The sequence below is a fragment of the Bartonella sp. MM73XJBT.G genome (assembly GCF_028618435.1).
Lineage (GTDB): Bacteria > Pseudomonadota > Alphaproteobacteria > Rhizobiales > Rhizobiaceae > Bartonella.
This window is the reverse complement of sequence record NZ_JAQISW010000021.1, coordinates 1-17551: the sequence shown is the minus strand read 5'-3', so window position 1 is coordinate 17551 and position 17551 is coordinate 1. Positions and strand designations below refer to the sequence as shown.

10 protein-coding genes and 2 pseudogenes are annotated in these 17551 nt (G+C 36.0%); 9 read left to right on the top strand and 3 right to left on the bottom strand.

All coding sequences use genetic code 11. The annotated features are described in order from the left end of the window. Both PVV59_RS08655 and ndk read left to right on the top strand, forming a co-directional pair. The coding region (locus tag PVV59_RS08655) for an autotransporter outer membrane beta-barrel domain-containing protein (RefSeq protein ID WP_273755716.1) at positions 1-365 on the top strand (365 nt) is incomplete at its 5' end. 389 nt (positions 366-754) lie between these two features. Further along, on the top strand, positions 755-1177 hold the full coding sequence (gene ndk, locus PVV59_RS08650; RefSeq protein WP_273755715.1) for a nucleoside-diphosphate kinase: 423 nt from the start codon (positions 755-757) through the stop codon (positions 1175-1177). Positions 1178-1495: 318 nt separating this feature from the next. Here the strand turns inward: ndk and pgsA are convergent, their stop codons facing one another. The 3 genes from pgsA to PVV59_RS08635 form a co-directional block, all read right to left on the bottom strand. Then, positions 1496-2077 carry a CDP-diacylglycerol--glycerol-3-phosphate 3-phosphatidyltransferase gene (gene pgsA / locus PVV59_RS08645; protein WP_144752093.1) on the bottom strand — a complete coding sequence of 194 codons (582 nt, stop codon included), beginning with the start codon at positions 2075-2077 and terminating at the stop codon, positions 1496-1498. Between the two features lie 72 nt (positions 2078-2149). Further along, a complete protein-coding gene (uvrC, locus tag PVV59_RS08640; RefSeq protein WP_273755714.1) occupies positions 2150-4135 on the bottom strand; it encodes an excinuclease ABC subunit UvrC in 1986 nt (661 codons plus the stop codon). Between the two features lie 564 nt (positions 4136-4699). Then, a complete protein-coding gene (locus PVV59_RS08635; protein WP_273755713.1) occupies positions 4700-5560 on the bottom strand; it encodes a 23S rRNA (adenine(2030)-N(6))-methyltransferase RlmJ in 861 nt (286 codons plus the stop codon). A gap of 637 nt (positions 5561-6197) precedes the next feature. Between PVV59_RS08635 and PVV59_RS08630 the strand changes: the two genes are divergently transcribed. The 7 genes and pseudogenes from PVV59_RS08630 (at position 6198) to PVV59_RS08600 (ending at position 15800) form a co-directional block, all read left to right on the top strand. Next, positions 6198-7364 (top strand): site-specific integrase, encoded by a 1167-nt coding sequence (locus tag PVV59_RS08630; RefSeq protein ID WP_273755712.1) that lies wholly within the window; start codon positions 6198-6200, stop codon positions 7362-7364. A gap of 206 nt (positions 7365-7570) precedes the next feature. Beyond that, entirely contained in the window at positions 7571-7771 is a 201-nt protein-coding gene (locus PVV59_RS08625) for an AlpA family transcriptional regulator (RefSeq protein WP_273755711.1), read from the top strand. 105 nt (positions 7772-7876) lie between these two features. Further along, positions 7877-8575, top strand: a pseudogene (locus PVV59_RS08620) (hypothetical protein); the annotation flags it as partial. Positions 8576-8686: 111 nt separating this feature from the next. Next, positions 8687-8977: a CopG family ribbon-helix-helix protein gene (locus PVV59_RS08615; protein WP_273755710.1), complete on the top strand. Its 291-nt coding sequence runs from the start codon at positions 8687-8689 to the stop codon at positions 8975-8977. Continuing rightward, positions 8974-9246: a type II toxin-antitoxin system mRNA interferase toxin, RelE/StbE family gene (locus PVV59_RS08610; protein ID WP_004856836.1), complete on the top strand. Its 273-nt coding sequence runs from the start codon at positions 8974-8976 to the stop codon at positions 9244-9246. The genes PVV59_RS08615 and PVV59_RS08610 overlap by 4 nt, the downstream gene beginning before the upstream one ends. Before the next feature lie 111 nt (positions 9247-9357). Beyond that, positions 9358-10214, top strand: a pseudogene (locus PVV59_RS08605) (DUF3987 domain-containing protein); the annotation flags it as partial. A gap of 609 nt (positions 10215-10823) precedes the next feature. Then, positions 10824-15800 carry a type ISP restriction/modification enzyme gene (locus tag PVV59_RS08600; protein WP_273755709.1) on the top strand — a complete coding sequence of 1659 codons (4977 nt, stop codon included), beginning with the start codon at positions 10824-10826 and terminating at the stop codon, positions 15798-15800. The last annotated feature ends 1751 nt before the right edge of the window (positions 15801-17551 follow it).

Sequence of the window (17551 nt, the reverse complement as noted above, 5' to 3'; positions counted from 1 at the left end):
TGCAGGTTGAGGGAAAAGAAATCAAGTTATCGAATGACATGAGAGGTGATGTACGTCCCTTTACGTCACTGCGCAGTGAGGTTGGGTTATCTTTAGGGTATGAATTTGGCTCTGGCATGGCGACTTCCTCACAGGCGTATATTACAGCAGCATGGTTGCGTGAGAATAAAGATGACAATCAAACACTGATTAATGAACACCATTCATTTACCACGGATTTATCAGGTAATGCGGGTAAATTAGGCATAGGTTTAAGCAGTTTTGTGAGTGAGCAGTTGAAGTTATATGGTGAGGCCCATTATGTTAAAGGGCGTAAGACAAAACAATCCCTTCAAGGCATTTTAGGGGTACGCTATAGTTTCTAATTATAGGAAATTTTTTAATTGATCTGGTGAGAGAATTTTAAAACCTAGACCTGAAGTGTCTAGATCTGTCTTCTTTTTTAAAAGAAGGTTTTCATAGAAGGTATGTATTTTTACTGTTGTTTTTTCTTATAATTGTTATTGCTTAAATGATAATTTTGATGGGAAGCGTTTAGGAATATAATAAGGAGTTCAACATTTACTAAGAGGCAGATGGGCATTTTATGATGGGAGGGTTAATTATAGCTGTATCTATTTTATTGAACTCTTCTTTACAATCCATTCTATATTTTTGAGAATTTGCATAATTTTTGCAAAGTCACTTGGCAAAGGGCTGCCTGCTCGCTATAGAAACAGTTAGAGAATGTTATCAATGAAATAAAGGTGAGTAAATGGCTTTAGAGCGTACTTTTTCGATGATTAAACCAGATGCAACACGTCGTAATTTGACAGGCGCAATTACCAAAATGCTTGAAGATGCGGGCTTGCATGTTATTGCATCTAGACGTGTGTGGATGAGCAAGCGTGAGGCTGAAAATTTTTATGCTGTTCATAAAGAACGCCCTTTTTTTAGCGAATTGGTTGAATTTATGTCTTCTGGTCCAACAATTGTACAGGTTTTGGAAGGAGAAAATGCAATAGCTAAAAACCGTGAAGTGATGGGGGCTACAAATCCCAGTGATGCAGAAGAAGGAACAATTCGTAAGGTTTATGCTCTGTCGATTGGTGAAAATTCTGTCCATGGATCCGATAGTGCTGAAACAGCAAAAACAGAAATCGCTTTTTGGTTTTCTGAGATAGAAATTGTTGGTTAATAAAAGCGCAAATAAGAAGCAAAAACCTAAAACATAGTGTTTTGGGCTTTTGCTTCAAAAAAATTTAAATCTCTTTGACAGATATATATATATTTATCATTTTTTTACCTTTAATATTGCAACTTTTTTGCGAGGGGACAAAGCCTATTTATTCTTTTTTTGAATGTCTTTTAACTAGGCGCCAACTTCGTTTGTGATGGTTAAAAGAAGTGTTTCAATTGATTAATCATCATTAGATTTAAAGTAAGTAGGTTTATGGTATCTTTTCTTTCTTAAGTTGTAGAAAGATAGATTATCATTATAAATCAAGAGACGATTTCATGAAATGACGTGTTTTAAACCGGCGCGAAAATAATCCCATCCTGTCCATAATGTAAGGAGGGCAGCAATCCAAAGCATAGTAATGCCAAATTCTACTGTGTAAGGGAAAATTTTATTACCAGCTGGTCCTGCTAAAAGAAAGATAATAGCGATCATTTGTACAAAAGTTTTCCACTTTGCAAGACGAGAGACCGGAACGCTCACTTTTAATTCAGCTAAATATTCACGTAATCCTGATACAAGAATTTCTCGACAAAGAATAATAATTGCTGCCCATAATGTCCATCCAGCAATCGTGCTGTCTGCGGCAAGCAAGAGCAAACAAGCTGAGACGAGAAGTTTATCGGCAATTGGATCTAACATGCGACCAATATTGGATGTTTGTTCCCAAATACGGGCAAGATAGCCATCAAGAAAGTCAGTAATAGAGGCAACGATAAAAATGGAAACGGCAATCCAGCGTGCGATATCATTTGATTGTAGGCGTCCTTCTACAAAAAAGCAAGCAACAACCATTGGGACTGCAACAATTCGTGCATAAGTTAAAAGATTTGGAAAAGAAAAAGTATGATTTTTCATAGAGTCATTTTCAATTCTTGTAAAGGAGAACATATTCCCTGTAAGTAACAAGGCTAAGGTTGTGAAACAAGCCTATTTTTCATTAAAATGGTTATGAATTTTTTGTGCGATTGCGATAGAGATTCCCGTAACTTTTTTCAAGTCTTCAAGTGAGGCACCAGCAACAGCTTTGGCACTTCCAAAATGATGAAGCAATGCACGTTTTCTTGACGGACCGATATTTTCGATTTCATCAAGTGGATTTTTAAAGGTTGCTTTTTTTCGTTTTATTCTATGCGTTCCGATAGCAAAACGGTGTGCTTCATCACGTAGACGTTGCAAAAAATAGAGGATAGGATCACGGGGGGAAAGTGTGAAAGGAAGGGTACCTTTTATAAAAAATCGTTCACGTCCCGCATGGCGGTCAACACCTTTGGCAATTCCAACAACGGTGATCAGGTTATTCAATTGTAATTCAGCAAGTATTGTATGCACACTGTTGATTTGTCCCTCACCTCCATCGATTAAGATAAGATCAGGCCAAACGGGAAAAAGATCATTTTCTTGATCTTGTATGTCATGACTTTTATTTGGCAAATCATGCTCTTTGATAAGGCGTGAAAATCTTCGTTTAATCACTTCTTTCATCATGCCAAAATCATCGCCAGGCGTGATATCTGTTGAGCGAATGTTGAATTTTCGGTATTGATTTTTAACAAATCCCATTTGACCAGCAACAATCATTGCACCTACAGAATTTGTTCCCATAATATGAGAGTTGTCGTAAACTTCTATACGGCGCGGAGGAAAAGGCAGTTGAAATGTTTCAGCAAGCCCTTGAAGTAATTTTGTATGGGTAGCTGTTTCAGCAAGCTTATGTTCTAGAGCTTCATGGGCATTAAGATAGGCGTGATTAACAAGTGTTTTCCGTTCACCTTGCTTGGGTAAAGAGAGAGACACTTTGTGATTGGCTTTGAGACTTAATGCTTCTGTAAGAAGCGTCTTTTCTTCAATTTCTTCGGATAAAAGGATGCTTTTAGGAAGGGGTTTATCATCGTAAAATTGGGTAAGAAAACTCGCTAAAATTTCAGTAGAGGAAAAAGAGGGATCTGCTTTAGGAAAATAGGCTCGGTTTCCCCAATTTTGTCCCATGCGAAAAAAGAACACTTGAATACAAGTCATTCCTTCCTTTTGAGCAATTGCAAAGACATCTGCTTCTTTTATCGTTTGAGGGTTAATTCCTTGATGGCTTTGTATGTGAGAAAGGGCTGATAAGCGGTCACGATAGGAAGCAGCTTGTTCAAAATCAAGATTTTCTGCGGCTTTATGCATAGCTTGAACCATATCATTTTTAACAGATTGATCTTTTCCCGAAAGGAATGCTTTTGCTTCTCTTACCAGTTCTTTATAATCACTGTCACTAATTTCATGGGTACAAGGTGCAGAACATCGCTTAATTTGATACAGTAAACAGGGGCGTGTACGGTTTTCAAAAATTGAATCGGTACAGGTCCGTAATAAAAAAGCGCGTTGTAAAACATGAATTGTTTGTGTCACCGCACCAGCAGAAGCAAAAGGCCCAAAATAATGAGCTTTTTGTGTTCGAGCGCCACGATGTTTGCAAAGTGCAGGTGCTCGATGATCATTTGTAATCATGATATAAGGAAAGCTTTTATCATCACGGAGTAATACATTAAAATGGGGATGCAATCTTTTGATGAGATTGGCTTCTAAAAGGAGTGCTTCTGTTTCTGTATGGGTAACGATAAATTCCATATGATATGTTGCACGAATCATACAGGTAATACGATTATTGTGTCCTTGTTCACGTGTATAGTTTGAAACACGTTTTTTGAGATTACGCGCTTTGCCAACGTAAAGAATATTACCATTTTCACCAATCATCCGGTAAACTCCCGGCTTATGGGGAAGGTGTCTAACAAACTCTTGTATAAATTTGACACCTTGGAATTTATTTTTTTCGTTGCTTTGATTGGCATTGTTCCATGTCAAATTAGAGAGAAAAGAAAGCTTTTCTCTTTTATTTTTCGGACAAGTTGTATTATTTTTTAGGATCATTCCGTTTATCAAGAAATGCTTTTTGTTTATTCTATTAAATATTCCTATTCCATTAAATGACGATTATTTATGTCTTTAATAGCTTTTGTCCATCAATAACATATTATAGCATAAGAGTGTGATTTTAGAGTACTTTTCTTTCATAAAAAAATATGAGAATTTTTATTTATGACAGCTTTATGAACACGCTCAATTCTATTGATTCATTAAAAATAATTACAAATAAGGTATTGACTTATAAAGATAGTTTATCATTATCGACATTAAATTAAATTTCTGAATAGCGTAAATTTTTTTCATTTCAAACCGATGTTTTTTTGTATGTTACAATTTTTGTATGTTACAAGCGGAGAAAGTCGCGTGGAGTGAAACTATACAAGAAAGGATTAAAAATAATTCCTCTTATGAGCCGTAAGGAGTGACTTTATTGTTCTATGACTCCTATAATCGTTATAAGCTTATCATTATTATCTTATATGTTGATATTATCTAAGAAATAATAGAATCTTATCGCCTTTGTAACTTAAAAAAGGGTATTTTTAAAGGAAAACGTAAGAGAAAAGTCTAATTTAGATGTTCTTTTTGAAGCCACTTATGCGTTATTTGAGCATTTTCATCTTGTCCAAGACGGTTGATAAGAAAGGGACTGAGTTTTTTCATTTCGTCTTTCAAAAGATAGGGGGGGTTGATAATAATCATCCCACTTCCATTCATTGTCGGTGGACTTGAACTCTTTCGGATACGCATTTCAAGCTGTAAAATTTTTGGAATTCCTGTTTGATAAAGCGCGTGAAGAAAACTTTCAATTTCTTTATCATGTTTTACAGGATACCATAAAGCATAAATCCCTCCAGAAAAACGGCGATAGGCTTTCATTAATCCCTCAATAAGGCGGAAAAATTCCCCAGTTTTTTCAAAGGGAGGGTCAACAAGGATAAAACCGCGTTTTTCTTTTGGTGGTAAATGAGCATTTAAGGAAAGCCAACCATCCAAATGCAGAACTTTTGTTTGATAATCGCCAGCAAAATTTTTTGCTAAAACATGATAATCTTCATTGTGCAATTCTATTGCGGTGAGGCGATCTTGTTTCCGTAATAATTGGCGAATAAGAACAGGAGATCCAGGATAAAATACAATTTCTTTTTCCCCTTTATTGAAGGAATCAATGATATCACACCATGGATAAAGGAGTGCTCTTAAATCTTCTGGGATTGGCGTTGAAAAAATTCGTTGCACACCTTCGCGCCACTCTTCTGTTTTATAGGCTTCTAAAGAAGAGAGGTCATAAATACCAATACCAGCATGCGTATCTATAACGCGAAAAGCTTTTTCTTTGCGTTTGAGATATTCCACAATGCGCATGACAATAATGTGTTTAAAAACATCAGCAAAATTGCCAGCATGGTAAATATGCCGATAATTCATGGAAGAAACTCTATCATATGGATAACTGTATCAGGTTTATTAGCATAGAATAATAGAATTGATATCCATAAAAACTTTTTTGTAGCAATCAAATAAGCCCCTCATCAAAAAATTATATACATAAAATATGAATGTCACGGGAGCATTTATTTCATTAGGATTTTAAATCTTTTATATGAAAGTTGGACAAGAAGAGGGCAAACATTCCAATGGAAGCTCTTTACGGAGTAAAGATGAAAGCTGAAATCGTCATATCCCTATATATCATGACTTATTTTCTAGCATCCTTGACGTCTATAAGAACCATTTTAATAGTTTCTATCTCTCTATGCTGACCTCGCTTATGAGGTACAAGTGAATGATTTTGACAAACTAATATATTTTACGCGTTAATAAAATATATTCTTGATCACGCGCAAAAATATTGTCTAACACGTATTTTGAGTGAGTTCATTTTGCTACAACGCTTTGATTTATAATAATAATTAATTGTTTTATATTATTGAATGAGAGTCCCGAATAACGTAGGATTCTCTCATTTCAAAGCTGTTCATCTTGAATCAATCAAAACCATTCCCTTGCACATCACAAGCGGGATGAGTGTGTGGATCAAATTTGTATAAGAAAGGATTTAAAAATGGCTCTTATGAACCGTCTTAATGCAAGATCTGTCGCAACATTGAGGGCTGGCAAATATAATGATGGTGCCGGCTTGCTTCTTCATAAGCGTAAAGATGGAGGTGCTCAATGGATTTACCGTTATACCATTCACGGGCGTCGTCGCGAAATGGGCTTGGGGGCTTTAAGAGATGTCTCTTTAAAACAAGCCCGTGAATTGGCAACGGGGTGGCGCTCTGTTCTTCGTGAAGGGCGTGACCCCATTAAAGAACGCGATAAACAAAAGCGTGAAGCAATAAGCAATCTCCATTATTTAAAAGATATTGCTTTAGATGCTTTTGAAAGTCGTAAAGCCGAATTAAAGGGGGATGGTAAGAATGGGAACTGGTTTATACCTTTAAAACTTCATATTTTACCAAAATTAGGCTGTCTGCCGGTTTCTGAGATTACACAAACAGAGATACGCAATACCCTTGCCCCTATTTGGCATTCAAAAGCTGCAACAGCAGAGAAAGCACTGAATCGTCTTAATATTTGTCTCAAACATGCGGCTGCATTAGGGTTGGATGTTGATTTACAAGCAACAGAAAAAGCACGCGCTCTCTTAGGGAAACAACTCCATAAAACACAAAATATACCAGCCATGGATTGGAAAGATGTTCCTGCCTTTTATCAGACACTCAGTAAAACGATAACAATGACACATTTAGCTTTGCGCTTGCTTATCCTTACAGGGGTTCGTACACGTCCTTTACGTTATATCCATAAAGATCAAATTGAAGATGATGTCTGGACAATTCCTGCTGAAAATATGAAAGGAAAGCGTGATACGACAAAAGAGTTTCGTGTGCCTTTATCTACAGAGGCATTAGACATTCTAAAACAAGCGCGCTCGCTTTCTCGCAATGATTTTTTCTTTTCTGCAACTGGTCGAGGTCCTCTTGGTGAGAATTGTATGTCACAATATATGCAACAGATTGGACTTGAAGCACGTCCCCATGGATTTCGTTCTAGTTTACGTGATTGGCTTGCTGAAACAACTGATGCCCCCTATGAGGTCGCTGAAACCATTCTAGCTCATACAGTGGGTGGTAAAGTAGAGCGTGCCTATCGTCGTACTGACTATTTAGAACAGCGCCGTGTCTATATGGATAAATGGGCGGCTTATGTCACAGGTCAATCTTAAGATATGGGGTGCATAACCCCATGATCTGTGGATAACTTACTCTCTCTTCTCTCATTCTTTCTCAATGAGACTCATAAATTATCACATCAGAAAATGTATGATAAAATACTGTTTTCTATAGACTAAATACCTTTCTAATGATTCCAAAATGTGCTTAATAAATGGGCATGATTTGTTCCCATTTTTTATTATGAAAGGAAATTATAATGACAGAAAACGATATTCTTTTAACTGACCGTGAAAGTGTAAAATTGCTTCATATGAGTGTTTCAACATTCCGCCGTCATGTGACCAATGGCTCTCTCCCAAAACCTTTAAAATTTGGTTTTTTATCGCGCTGGTTACAATCGGATCTTTTGAATGTCATAGAGCAAGCAAAACAGCAACGTTATAACGACGTCGCATAAATGAAAACCTTGTCACGTAAGGACGGACAAGGCTTCCCATTTTCACTCAAAGAATGAATAGCAAAATCCGTCCTATGGTGCAATATATCATAGGATAAAAAAAATATGTTTTCTTATATAAATGCTCGGGGCATCACCAATGCCTTGCGTGGGGTTTGGTATGGGCGTTATGGAAGTGCCCGTTGTCCAACCCATGATGATCAATTGCCTAGCTTATCCCTTGCCAATGGACATGATGGGCGTCTTTTACTTACTTGTTATGCTGGCTGTTCTTTTAGAGAGATCATACAAGCGCTTAGAAGAATTAGCTTGCTAGGGAAACAAGCCTTTGTTGATAAAGCTTATGATCATAGGCTTTCTTTCTCAAAACAGTTTTCTGCTGATCTCAAAGGAGTAAAACAGAAAGCAGAGAGAGCAAAAGCAATTTGGCAACAAAGCCAACCGATCAAAGATACTTTAGCAGAAACCTATTTACGCAAGCGGGGTATTACTTGTGAATTGCCTGCTGATTTACGCTTTCACGACAACTGTCCACACCCATTAGGAATGACACTGCCCGCGTTGGTGGCGCTTGTTAAGGGGGCTGGTTCCTTTGCCATTCATAGAACCTTTTTACAAGCCAATGGCTGTAAAACAGATCAGAAACCAGCAAAAGCCATGTTGGGGTCTGTTATGGGCGGTGCTGTGCATTTAAGCCAAGACAATCCAAAACATCTGGTTATTTGTGAAGGCATTGAAACGGGTCTGTCTCTGCTGTCTGGTTTGTTATCAGAGCCCGTGAATTTATGGGCGTCCCTTTCAAGTCTATGAAAATGCAAAATAGATATAAAATATCTATTCTAACAGTAGCTATTGAAGAAATAGTAAAAATGTATTATATTAGAACTACTTTATAACACTTTAAGGGGCGGTAAAATGGCTGAAACAACATTTACCTTTCGCGTTGATGATGTATTAAAAAATGAATTTTCCAAAGCAGCAAAGGCGTGCGATAGATCTGGTGCACAATTGTTGCGGGATTATATGCGCGATATTGTAAAAGAACAAAAAGAAAAAAGTGCACACGATTTATGGTTTCGGGAACAAGTTCAATTAGGAATAAATTCTGCTAATGCAGGCGATATAATATCTTCTGAAGAAATCGAAGCAGAAGCAAAGGAATGGCGCTTAAAAACACAAAGTAAACTAGATAAATCAACTTTATGAAGCTAATTTGGACACAAGTAGCACACGTTGACCGCAAGAAGATCCGTGAATACATATCACAAGATAATCCTTCTGCTGCCTTAAAGTTTGATCAACTTTTATCTGAAAAGGTAGAAAAACTTGTCAAACTTCCTACTCTTGGTCGTTTAGGACGAATTGTAAATACACGTGAACTTATTGTACATCCAAATTATATCATGATTTATGATATTTCAAATGGCGTTGTGCGTATTTTACGTGTGCTTCATACAAAGCAAAAATTTCCCTAATCAACTGTATTTTTATTTATTTGGTAATTGAAGCAAATTATTATTTTCTAATGTTACTAATATGATTGCATAATCACTTTGCACACTAATTAATTTCTTACTCGTAAAAATGATGATGTCACGGTCGAAAAGCTTGGAGAATTGTTAAAAGAAAACCCCCGTGGTCTGTTGTTGGTTCGTGATGAATTATCTGGTTTTTTAGCCAATTTGGAGAGAAAGGAATATCAAACAGACCGTTCTTTCTATTTAACAGCTTTCAATGGAGATGATCAATTTACCTATGACCGTATAGAGCGTGGAACCATTCATATTTCCAATGCAACCCTTTCCGTCATTGGGGGCATTCAACCCTCTCGAATTATTTCCATTATTCAAGCCATGCACCATGGAATAAATGATGATGGTTTATTGCAACGGTTTCAAATGCTGGTCTTTCCCGAGGAACGAAAAGAGCGTGACTGGGTTGATAGACCGCCCAATCAAAAGGCATGGGAAAACTATCAAGAGGTCTTTCGTTCTCTTTATAATAAACCTTTAGGATCGCCCAAACACCCCATTATCATACGCTTTTCTACTGATGCTCAAGAGATGTTTCGTGAATGGTGGGAACAATTTCAAAAAACAATCAAAGGGGGGCATTTCTCTACAAGTTTACAAGCACATCTTTTGAAAATGAATAAAACCATACCAGACGTCTTTATGCGGCGGGGGATACAGTAACAGCAGAGCGTGCAAAATTGATTGTTGAACGCTATGATCATTTACCCGATGTTTTTACGGCAAGAGATATCTATAGACGATGTTGGAGTTCTTTAAAAGATAATCAAACCGTTAAGCAAGCTTTAGAGCTCTTATGCCGTTGTAACTATATTCGTGAATTTCCTATAGAGGGGAATGAATTAGGTCGACGTCCGGATAAACGCTATGAGTGGCATCCTTTGGTCAAAAACAACAGTATAAAACAATAAAGAAGCCTCTTTTGAAGTCTTAAAACAACCACGCAAAACTCTTTTTATGACCTTCTCATCAAGGAACTTTTCTCCAAAAGCAAATGATCTGAGTGGCTTTGTAAAAAGAGTTTTGTCATTTTTGTCAGTTTAGTCAGTTCATTCTAGCCCCTATAGCATTTTTTTTAAAATGGTAAAAAATTAAAAACATTATATTTCAATATGTTAGTATTTTAATGATACAACCCTTATTAAGACACAACACGTAAATTCAATCAACAATATATATTTGTCAGTTATCTGTCAGTAAATTGAACTGACAAAAGTGATCATTTCAATGACGCATAAAACCTATCAAAATACTCACTCTGATTCTTTTAAAGCCCATAGTGCATTCGTCTTGAATGATATGTGAAATAAATAGCAAATTTCACTATTCTGTTGTTGATCTGACTTACGTCATAGGCTGTGGATAAATAGCCTTTTAAAACCTCTTTTGAAAAAATTTATCCGTTTTTCTGCATTTTTCTGCATTTTTTCTCAATTCGTTCAAAATGGATTTAATAAGCTTCATTTTGATTCTTTTGAAAAGAATTAAACACATTATAAAAAAATGGGCTCTGTTGTAATATGCTGCAATCTCTTAAGTCTGATAACAAAAAAATCACCCTACGCTCTCTGTTGGAATATTATCGCAAACAAGCTAAATCACCCCGTGAATTGGGAACGATGTTTGAAAACCTTGTAAAAGCTTATTTATCCGAAGACCCTTTACAAAAGCAGGAATACGAAAAGGTTCAAACTTATTCGGAATGGGCTGAGGAACATGATGAAGATGGGCGTGATATCGGCATTGATCTGGTCGCTACAATCCGCGATGAAGGAGGTTATGCGGCTATTCAATGTAAATGCTATGATGCTTCTCACATCATTAAAAAAGAAGATATTAATAGCTTTATCGCTGCCTCTGGGAAGAAAATATTCACGCGTCGTATTTTGGTTGATAGTACCGAAAGCAATTGGAGTGATAATGCGAACAACACTTGTGATGGTCAAGAGGTTCGTATTCAACAGATTAATCTGTTTGATTTAGAAAACAGTCAAATCGATTGGGGCGCTTATAAAGAACAAGGACAAGCTGTCCTTAAAGAACAACCGAAAAAAAAGCTTTTAGATCACCAGATAGAAGCACTGAAAGCTGTTTGTGAAGGCTTAAAAGAAGCAGACCGTGGCAAGCTGATTATGGCATGTGGAACGGGGAAAACTTTCACCAGTCTTAAGAGTGCAGAACAAATAGCAGGAAAAGGCAAGCGTGTTTTGTTTCTGGTGCCCTCCCTTGCTTTGGTGTCACAAACAATCCGTGAATGGACCCTTGATACAGAAATCCCCTTGCGTTCCTTTGCCGTGTGTTCGGATACACAGGTAGGCAAGCGTCGTAAAGGGAAACAGGATGATGAAGCTGGTCTCGATGCATCAGATCTTGTCTTACCGGCGACCACGGATGCAAAAGAACTTGCACGTAAAGCCAATAAGACCTCTCTTGATGTGATGACTGTGGTCTTTTCGACTTATCATTCCATTCAAGTGATTTCCGATGCACAAAAGGAATATGATTTACCCGAATTTGATCTGATCATTTGTGATGAAGCTCATAGAACAACAGGAGTTGTTTTAGGAACAGACAAGCATGAATCTGAATTTATCAAAGTTCATGATAACAGCATTATTCGGGGTAAAAAACGTCTGTATATGACAGCAACCCCAAAGATCTTTAGTGACAAGTTGAAAAGGAATGCTGTCTTATCTAATAACGTTTTGGTGTCCATGGATAATGAAAAACTCTATGGCAAACAACTTTTCACTTACAACTTTTCACGTGCTTTAGAGGATAAGCTGTTATCACCTTGTAAAGTTATCATATTAGTTGTCAACGAAGAAGAAGTAAGTCAATCCATTCAACATCTGATTACCGATAAGGATTATGAGCTTATTCTTGACGATAGGACCAAGATTAATGGCTGTTATAGAGCCCTTACCAAAATGGATCTGAAACTTGATCTTGAAGATGACCCTAAGCCCATGCGTAGAGCTTTAGCTTTTTGCAAAGATATTGAGACTTCTAAACGCATATGCAAAAGATTCAAAAAAGAAAAAGTGCAAGAATCTTTGCGCGCTCTTCATAAGAACTATAAAGATACTCCCCCTCTTAACTGTACCCTTGCTCATATTGATGGAACCTTTAGTGCTAAAGAGCGTACAAAACAACTTGACTGGTTAAAGGAAGATGCGGGAGAAAATACGTGTCGCGTACTTACCAATGTGCGCTGTCTTTCTGAAGGTGTTGATGTTCCTGCTCTTGATGCCGTTCTATTTTTACACCCGCGCAAAAGTCAAATTGAAATTATTCAAGCGATAGGACGCGTCATGCGTCGAGCAGAGGGTAAAAAAAGAGGCTATATCATTCTCCCCATTGGGATACCCGCTGGCATTCCACCGGAAATAGCCTTAGAAAAAAACCAAAAGTATAATGTCATTTGGCAAGTTCTCAATGCTTTACGTGCCCATGATGATAACTTTAATAAAATAATTCACCATATGCACAAAAAACAAGACGTAAGCGATGCTCTTGAAATTGTTGCTGCTTCTCAAGAACTTGCGTTAGAAGATACGACTACAGTTATTAATGATTTACCTACACGCTCAAAATTAGAATATTCAGGACTTAATATTGGGTTAGCAACTTATGAACCCTCTCAAACACACGAAGTACAAGGAGAACTCCCCCTTTTTTCTAAATGTAAAGATGTCATTAAAGCTGCTATTGTTAATAGATTTTACGACCCTAGCTATTGGAAAAAATGGGCAATAAATGTTGGGGATTTTGCTCAAACTCATATCACACGCTTAACTGAAGTTTTGACGAAATCAGAAACTGAAACACGGCGGGTGTTTAATGATTTTATGACCGAATTGCGTAGCAATTTAAATACAACTATCTCCGAACAAAATGCGATTGAAATGCTTGCGCAACATCTTGTGACGCGTCCAGTCTTTAATGCTTTATTTGAGGGGCATCAGTTTGTTCAAGAAAATCCCGTATCTTGTGCTTTACAACGTGTACTCAATGCCCTTGATAACTTTACTCTTAAAGAAGAATCTCAAGATCTCAAAAATCTTTCTAAGAGTGTACAATTTTACACGCGTGGAATTACCACTCTTGAAGCACAACAAAGTTTAATTGTAGAGCTTTATAATGAATTTTTCCGTTATGCTTTTCCGCGTACAGTAGAAAAATTAGGCATTGTTTATACTCCCATTGAGGTTGTTGATTTTATCATTCATTCTGTTGATGATGTGTTGCGTCATGAATTTGGAAAAAGCTTGGGGTCACGTGGTGTTTCTATTCTTGACCCTTTTACGGGTACTGGTACCTTTATCACACGGTTGTTACAATCTAAACTGATAAAACCAGAGGATATGGAATATAAATACCGTTATGATATTCATGCTAATGAGATTGTCTTGCTCGCTTATTACATAGCAGCCATTAATATCGAAGCAACCTATCATGGTCTTATGAAAGGGAATTATATCCCATTCAAGCATATTGGTTTAACTGATACGTTTCATCTTTTTGAGAAAAAAGATCTGATGGAAGGTACTATGAAAGAAAACAGTGAATATTTAGAGCATCAGAAAAATCTAAATATCGAAGTTATCTTTGGCAATCCTCCTTATTCAACAGGTCAAAAAAGTGCTAACGACAATGCAAAGAATACTCCCTATCCCATATTGAATGACCGTATTGGAGAAACTTATGCTGCTCAATCAAATGCAAATCTTATACGAAATTTGTATGATAGTTATATTCGTGCTATTCGCTGGGCAAGCGACCGTATAAAAGACTGTGGTGTTATTGGTTTTGTCACAAATGCAAGCTTTGTAGATGCAAATGCTATGGCTGGCTTACGCAAATGCCTCGTTGAGGAATTTTCGAGCCTTTATATTTTCCATTTGCGGGGGAATGCACGAACTTCTGGAGAACAACGTAAGAAAGAAAGTGGGGGAGTTTTTGGAGAAGGTTCTCGAGCCCCTATAGCGATTTCTATTCTCGTGAAAAATCCAGAATCTCAGCAGCGTGGGAAGATATATTTCCGTGATATTGGAGATTATCTCACGAGAGAAAAAAAGCTTAAGACAATTAAGGATTTTGGTAGTATTAACGGTATTACACGTGAAAATAGTTGGCAAATAATCACACCAGACAGACATGGTGATTGGCTTGGTCAACGTGATGACAATTTCAAGGCATTCCTAGCTCTAGGTGTTAAAAAAGGGCATTATAAAAAGCTCTTTGAAACGTTTTCTTGTGGTATTGTCACTAGTCGTGATGCATGGGCATACAATTCTAGCCGTGAAACATTAGAAAAAAATATGCGTAATATGATTGCCTTTTATAACAGTGAGGTTGAACGTTTTAATGATGCTTATCCACATGCTGACCGTAAAACACTTGAAAAGGCTGTAGACAATTTTGTCATCACGGATGAAAGAAAAATTAGTTGGAGCCATAACATTAAACAAGAGTTGGTGAGAGGAAAAGTCTTTGAATTTGAAGGTACATCTCTTACTCAAAGCTTGTACCGTCCTTTTTCACAGCAATGGCTCTATTATAATCGCACGTTCAATGAGAGAGTTTTACAAATGCCGCGGATATTTCCGATAGGGGAAACGATTGATAATAAGGTGATTCAAGTTACAGGCATAGGAGCAATGGGGGGATTTTCTGTCTTGATGAGTAAGGTTTTGACTGATGTTCAGGTGATAAGTAATGGCCAATGCTTTCCACGCTATATTTACGAAGATACTACGGTCTTAAAAAATAAAAGTGCAAAACAGTCACATTTATTTTTAATTTCTACAGAAGAAAACACAACATTTGGTTTACAGAGGCGTGATGCCATTACGGATGAAGGGCTAGCACATTTTAAAGCGGCTTATCCTAATGAAGCTATTACTAAAGATGATCTGTTTTATTACGTTTACGGTTTACTTCATTCGGAAGATTATCGCGCTCGTTATGCTCATAATTTATACAAAGAATTGCCTCGCATTCCTTACGTAAAAAGCGCTGAAGACTTTTGGAAATTTGTAACAGCAGGACGTAAACTGGGTCATTTGCACGTGAATTATGAAGATGTAGAACCTTATCCTGTGACCTTTAAAAAGGGTAATCCAAAACAGACAGAGATCTCTAATCCCGAAGAATTTTATTACGTGACTGAAATGCAATTCTTTAGCAAAAATAAGATAAAAGATAAATCTACAGTTTTTTACAATAGCAATATCACAATAACAGATATCCCTCTTGAAGCTTATGAGTATATCGTCAATGGCAAGCCTGCTCTTGAATGGGTTATGGAACGTCAATGTGTTAAGACTGATAAAAAGAGCGGCATTGTGAATGATGCTAATCGCTATGCTGTTGAAACCGTTGGCAATCCTGCTTATCCATTGGAGTTATTCCAAAGGGTTATTACCGTAAGTTTAGAGACAATGAAAATTGTTAAGAACTTACCAAAACTAGAAATTAAAGAAATTGAATAAGCTTATAATACTTTAAAACTCATAAGGGGTATAGAGCCTTGTAACTATAATCTATACCTCTCTTGTAAGTTGATTATCTACAATCTTAAAAGGAGTGTTTATATACGTTATTCTAAAAAGAAATCATTTGTATTTTTAAACACTGTCATTTGGATTGCTTTAAGACTTATAAGAAATCCATTCTTAAAGTGAATTAGATTTTTTTACATTGCCTTTAAAAGATTATACCGTAATCTCAAATGATAGCTTTATAGCTTTCAAAAAATCTCTTGAAAGAGAGTTATGTATATTCATTTTGCTTATAGGTTTTGAAGGTATAAAAATTGTCAAAACCCCCTCAAAACATATATCATTAGTTGAATTCATAGGTTGTGTTATCAATATGGGTTGTTTTTTGAAAGATTTAAAAATATTAACACATTGAAATATAATGTTTTTATTTTTTACTATTTTTTTATCTAAAAGCAGCAACCGTCAAAACTCAAAACCCCTTCAAAACTCATAAGCATAATGATCTTGATAGCATTTCTTATGATTATAAACTGTCTTTTGAAAGGCTTTAAAGGATCACATGCTTTTTTAAGACGTGGTTTAATCATTCTCTAAAATGATCACTTTTGTCAGTTCAATTTACTGACACATAACTGACAAATATATATTACGAGTTGAATTTACGTATTGTATATTAATAACGGTTGTACCATTAAATTACTAACATATTGAAATATAATGTTTTTAATTTTTTATCTCATTTAAAAAAATACTCTAGGGTCTAAAAAGAACTGACTAAAATGACAAAAGTCTATTAAAAGCGATTTTGCTACTCTCTATAGTTATCAATCTTTCTTTAAAGATTTCATAACAGACAATAAATCACAATTATCATTTCTCTTATGAAAATGAAAAATAATGCCATGGCTATAAGAGCTATAAGTAACATAACAGCTATAGAGAATGCGTGAAAAAGCAGGCTTTCATAATCATAAGGCAAATGAAATCATTTGTTATAAAGACAGTCCCTATAAAAGCTATTAAGTTGCAAATGTGTTATAAAAGAAATTCACAAAAATTTTAAAATTCATTTAGTAAAAAACATGATACGTTATAAAGATAAAAATACGCATCACGAGAGCGTTTCTAAATATTATAAATGTATAGATTCAGAAAATAACGCAATCGTTTTATAACGCCCATAATATAGCTTTAAAAGCACATAAATACAAAAGAAGTATATGATAAATATATACACACAATGCATTTAAAAAATAATAAAAAATATCAAAAAAGATAAAATAATAATTGACAATAAATACGTATTTTGTTATATAAATAATCAAGTGATGAAAACACTAAAACTACTAGCGGATAGGTTACGATACAGCCTTTCCAAAGTCTTTAAAATACTGACTATCTTTTATGCTGTGATTAGCATATATGATGATTTTGTCGGGTGTGGTCATGCTATACAATACCTTATAGGAAAAGCATACCAACGGACTAGTAGCCGTGTTTTCAACACCCGGCGCCTTTATAGGCTGTCAATTGAAAACTTTTTAAACTACTAGGAATCTTAATATGACAAATATCTCAAAAAACACCCCCGTTATTTCTTCTATTTCAAATAAAACCGCATCTAATAATAAACAAGAGCCTGCAAAAAAATACGAATTTACGGGTGAGACAATAGAGGTTGGTTTTAATACACTTCACAGAATTAGAGCATTAAGAGATTTTGGTGATGTGAAAAAAGG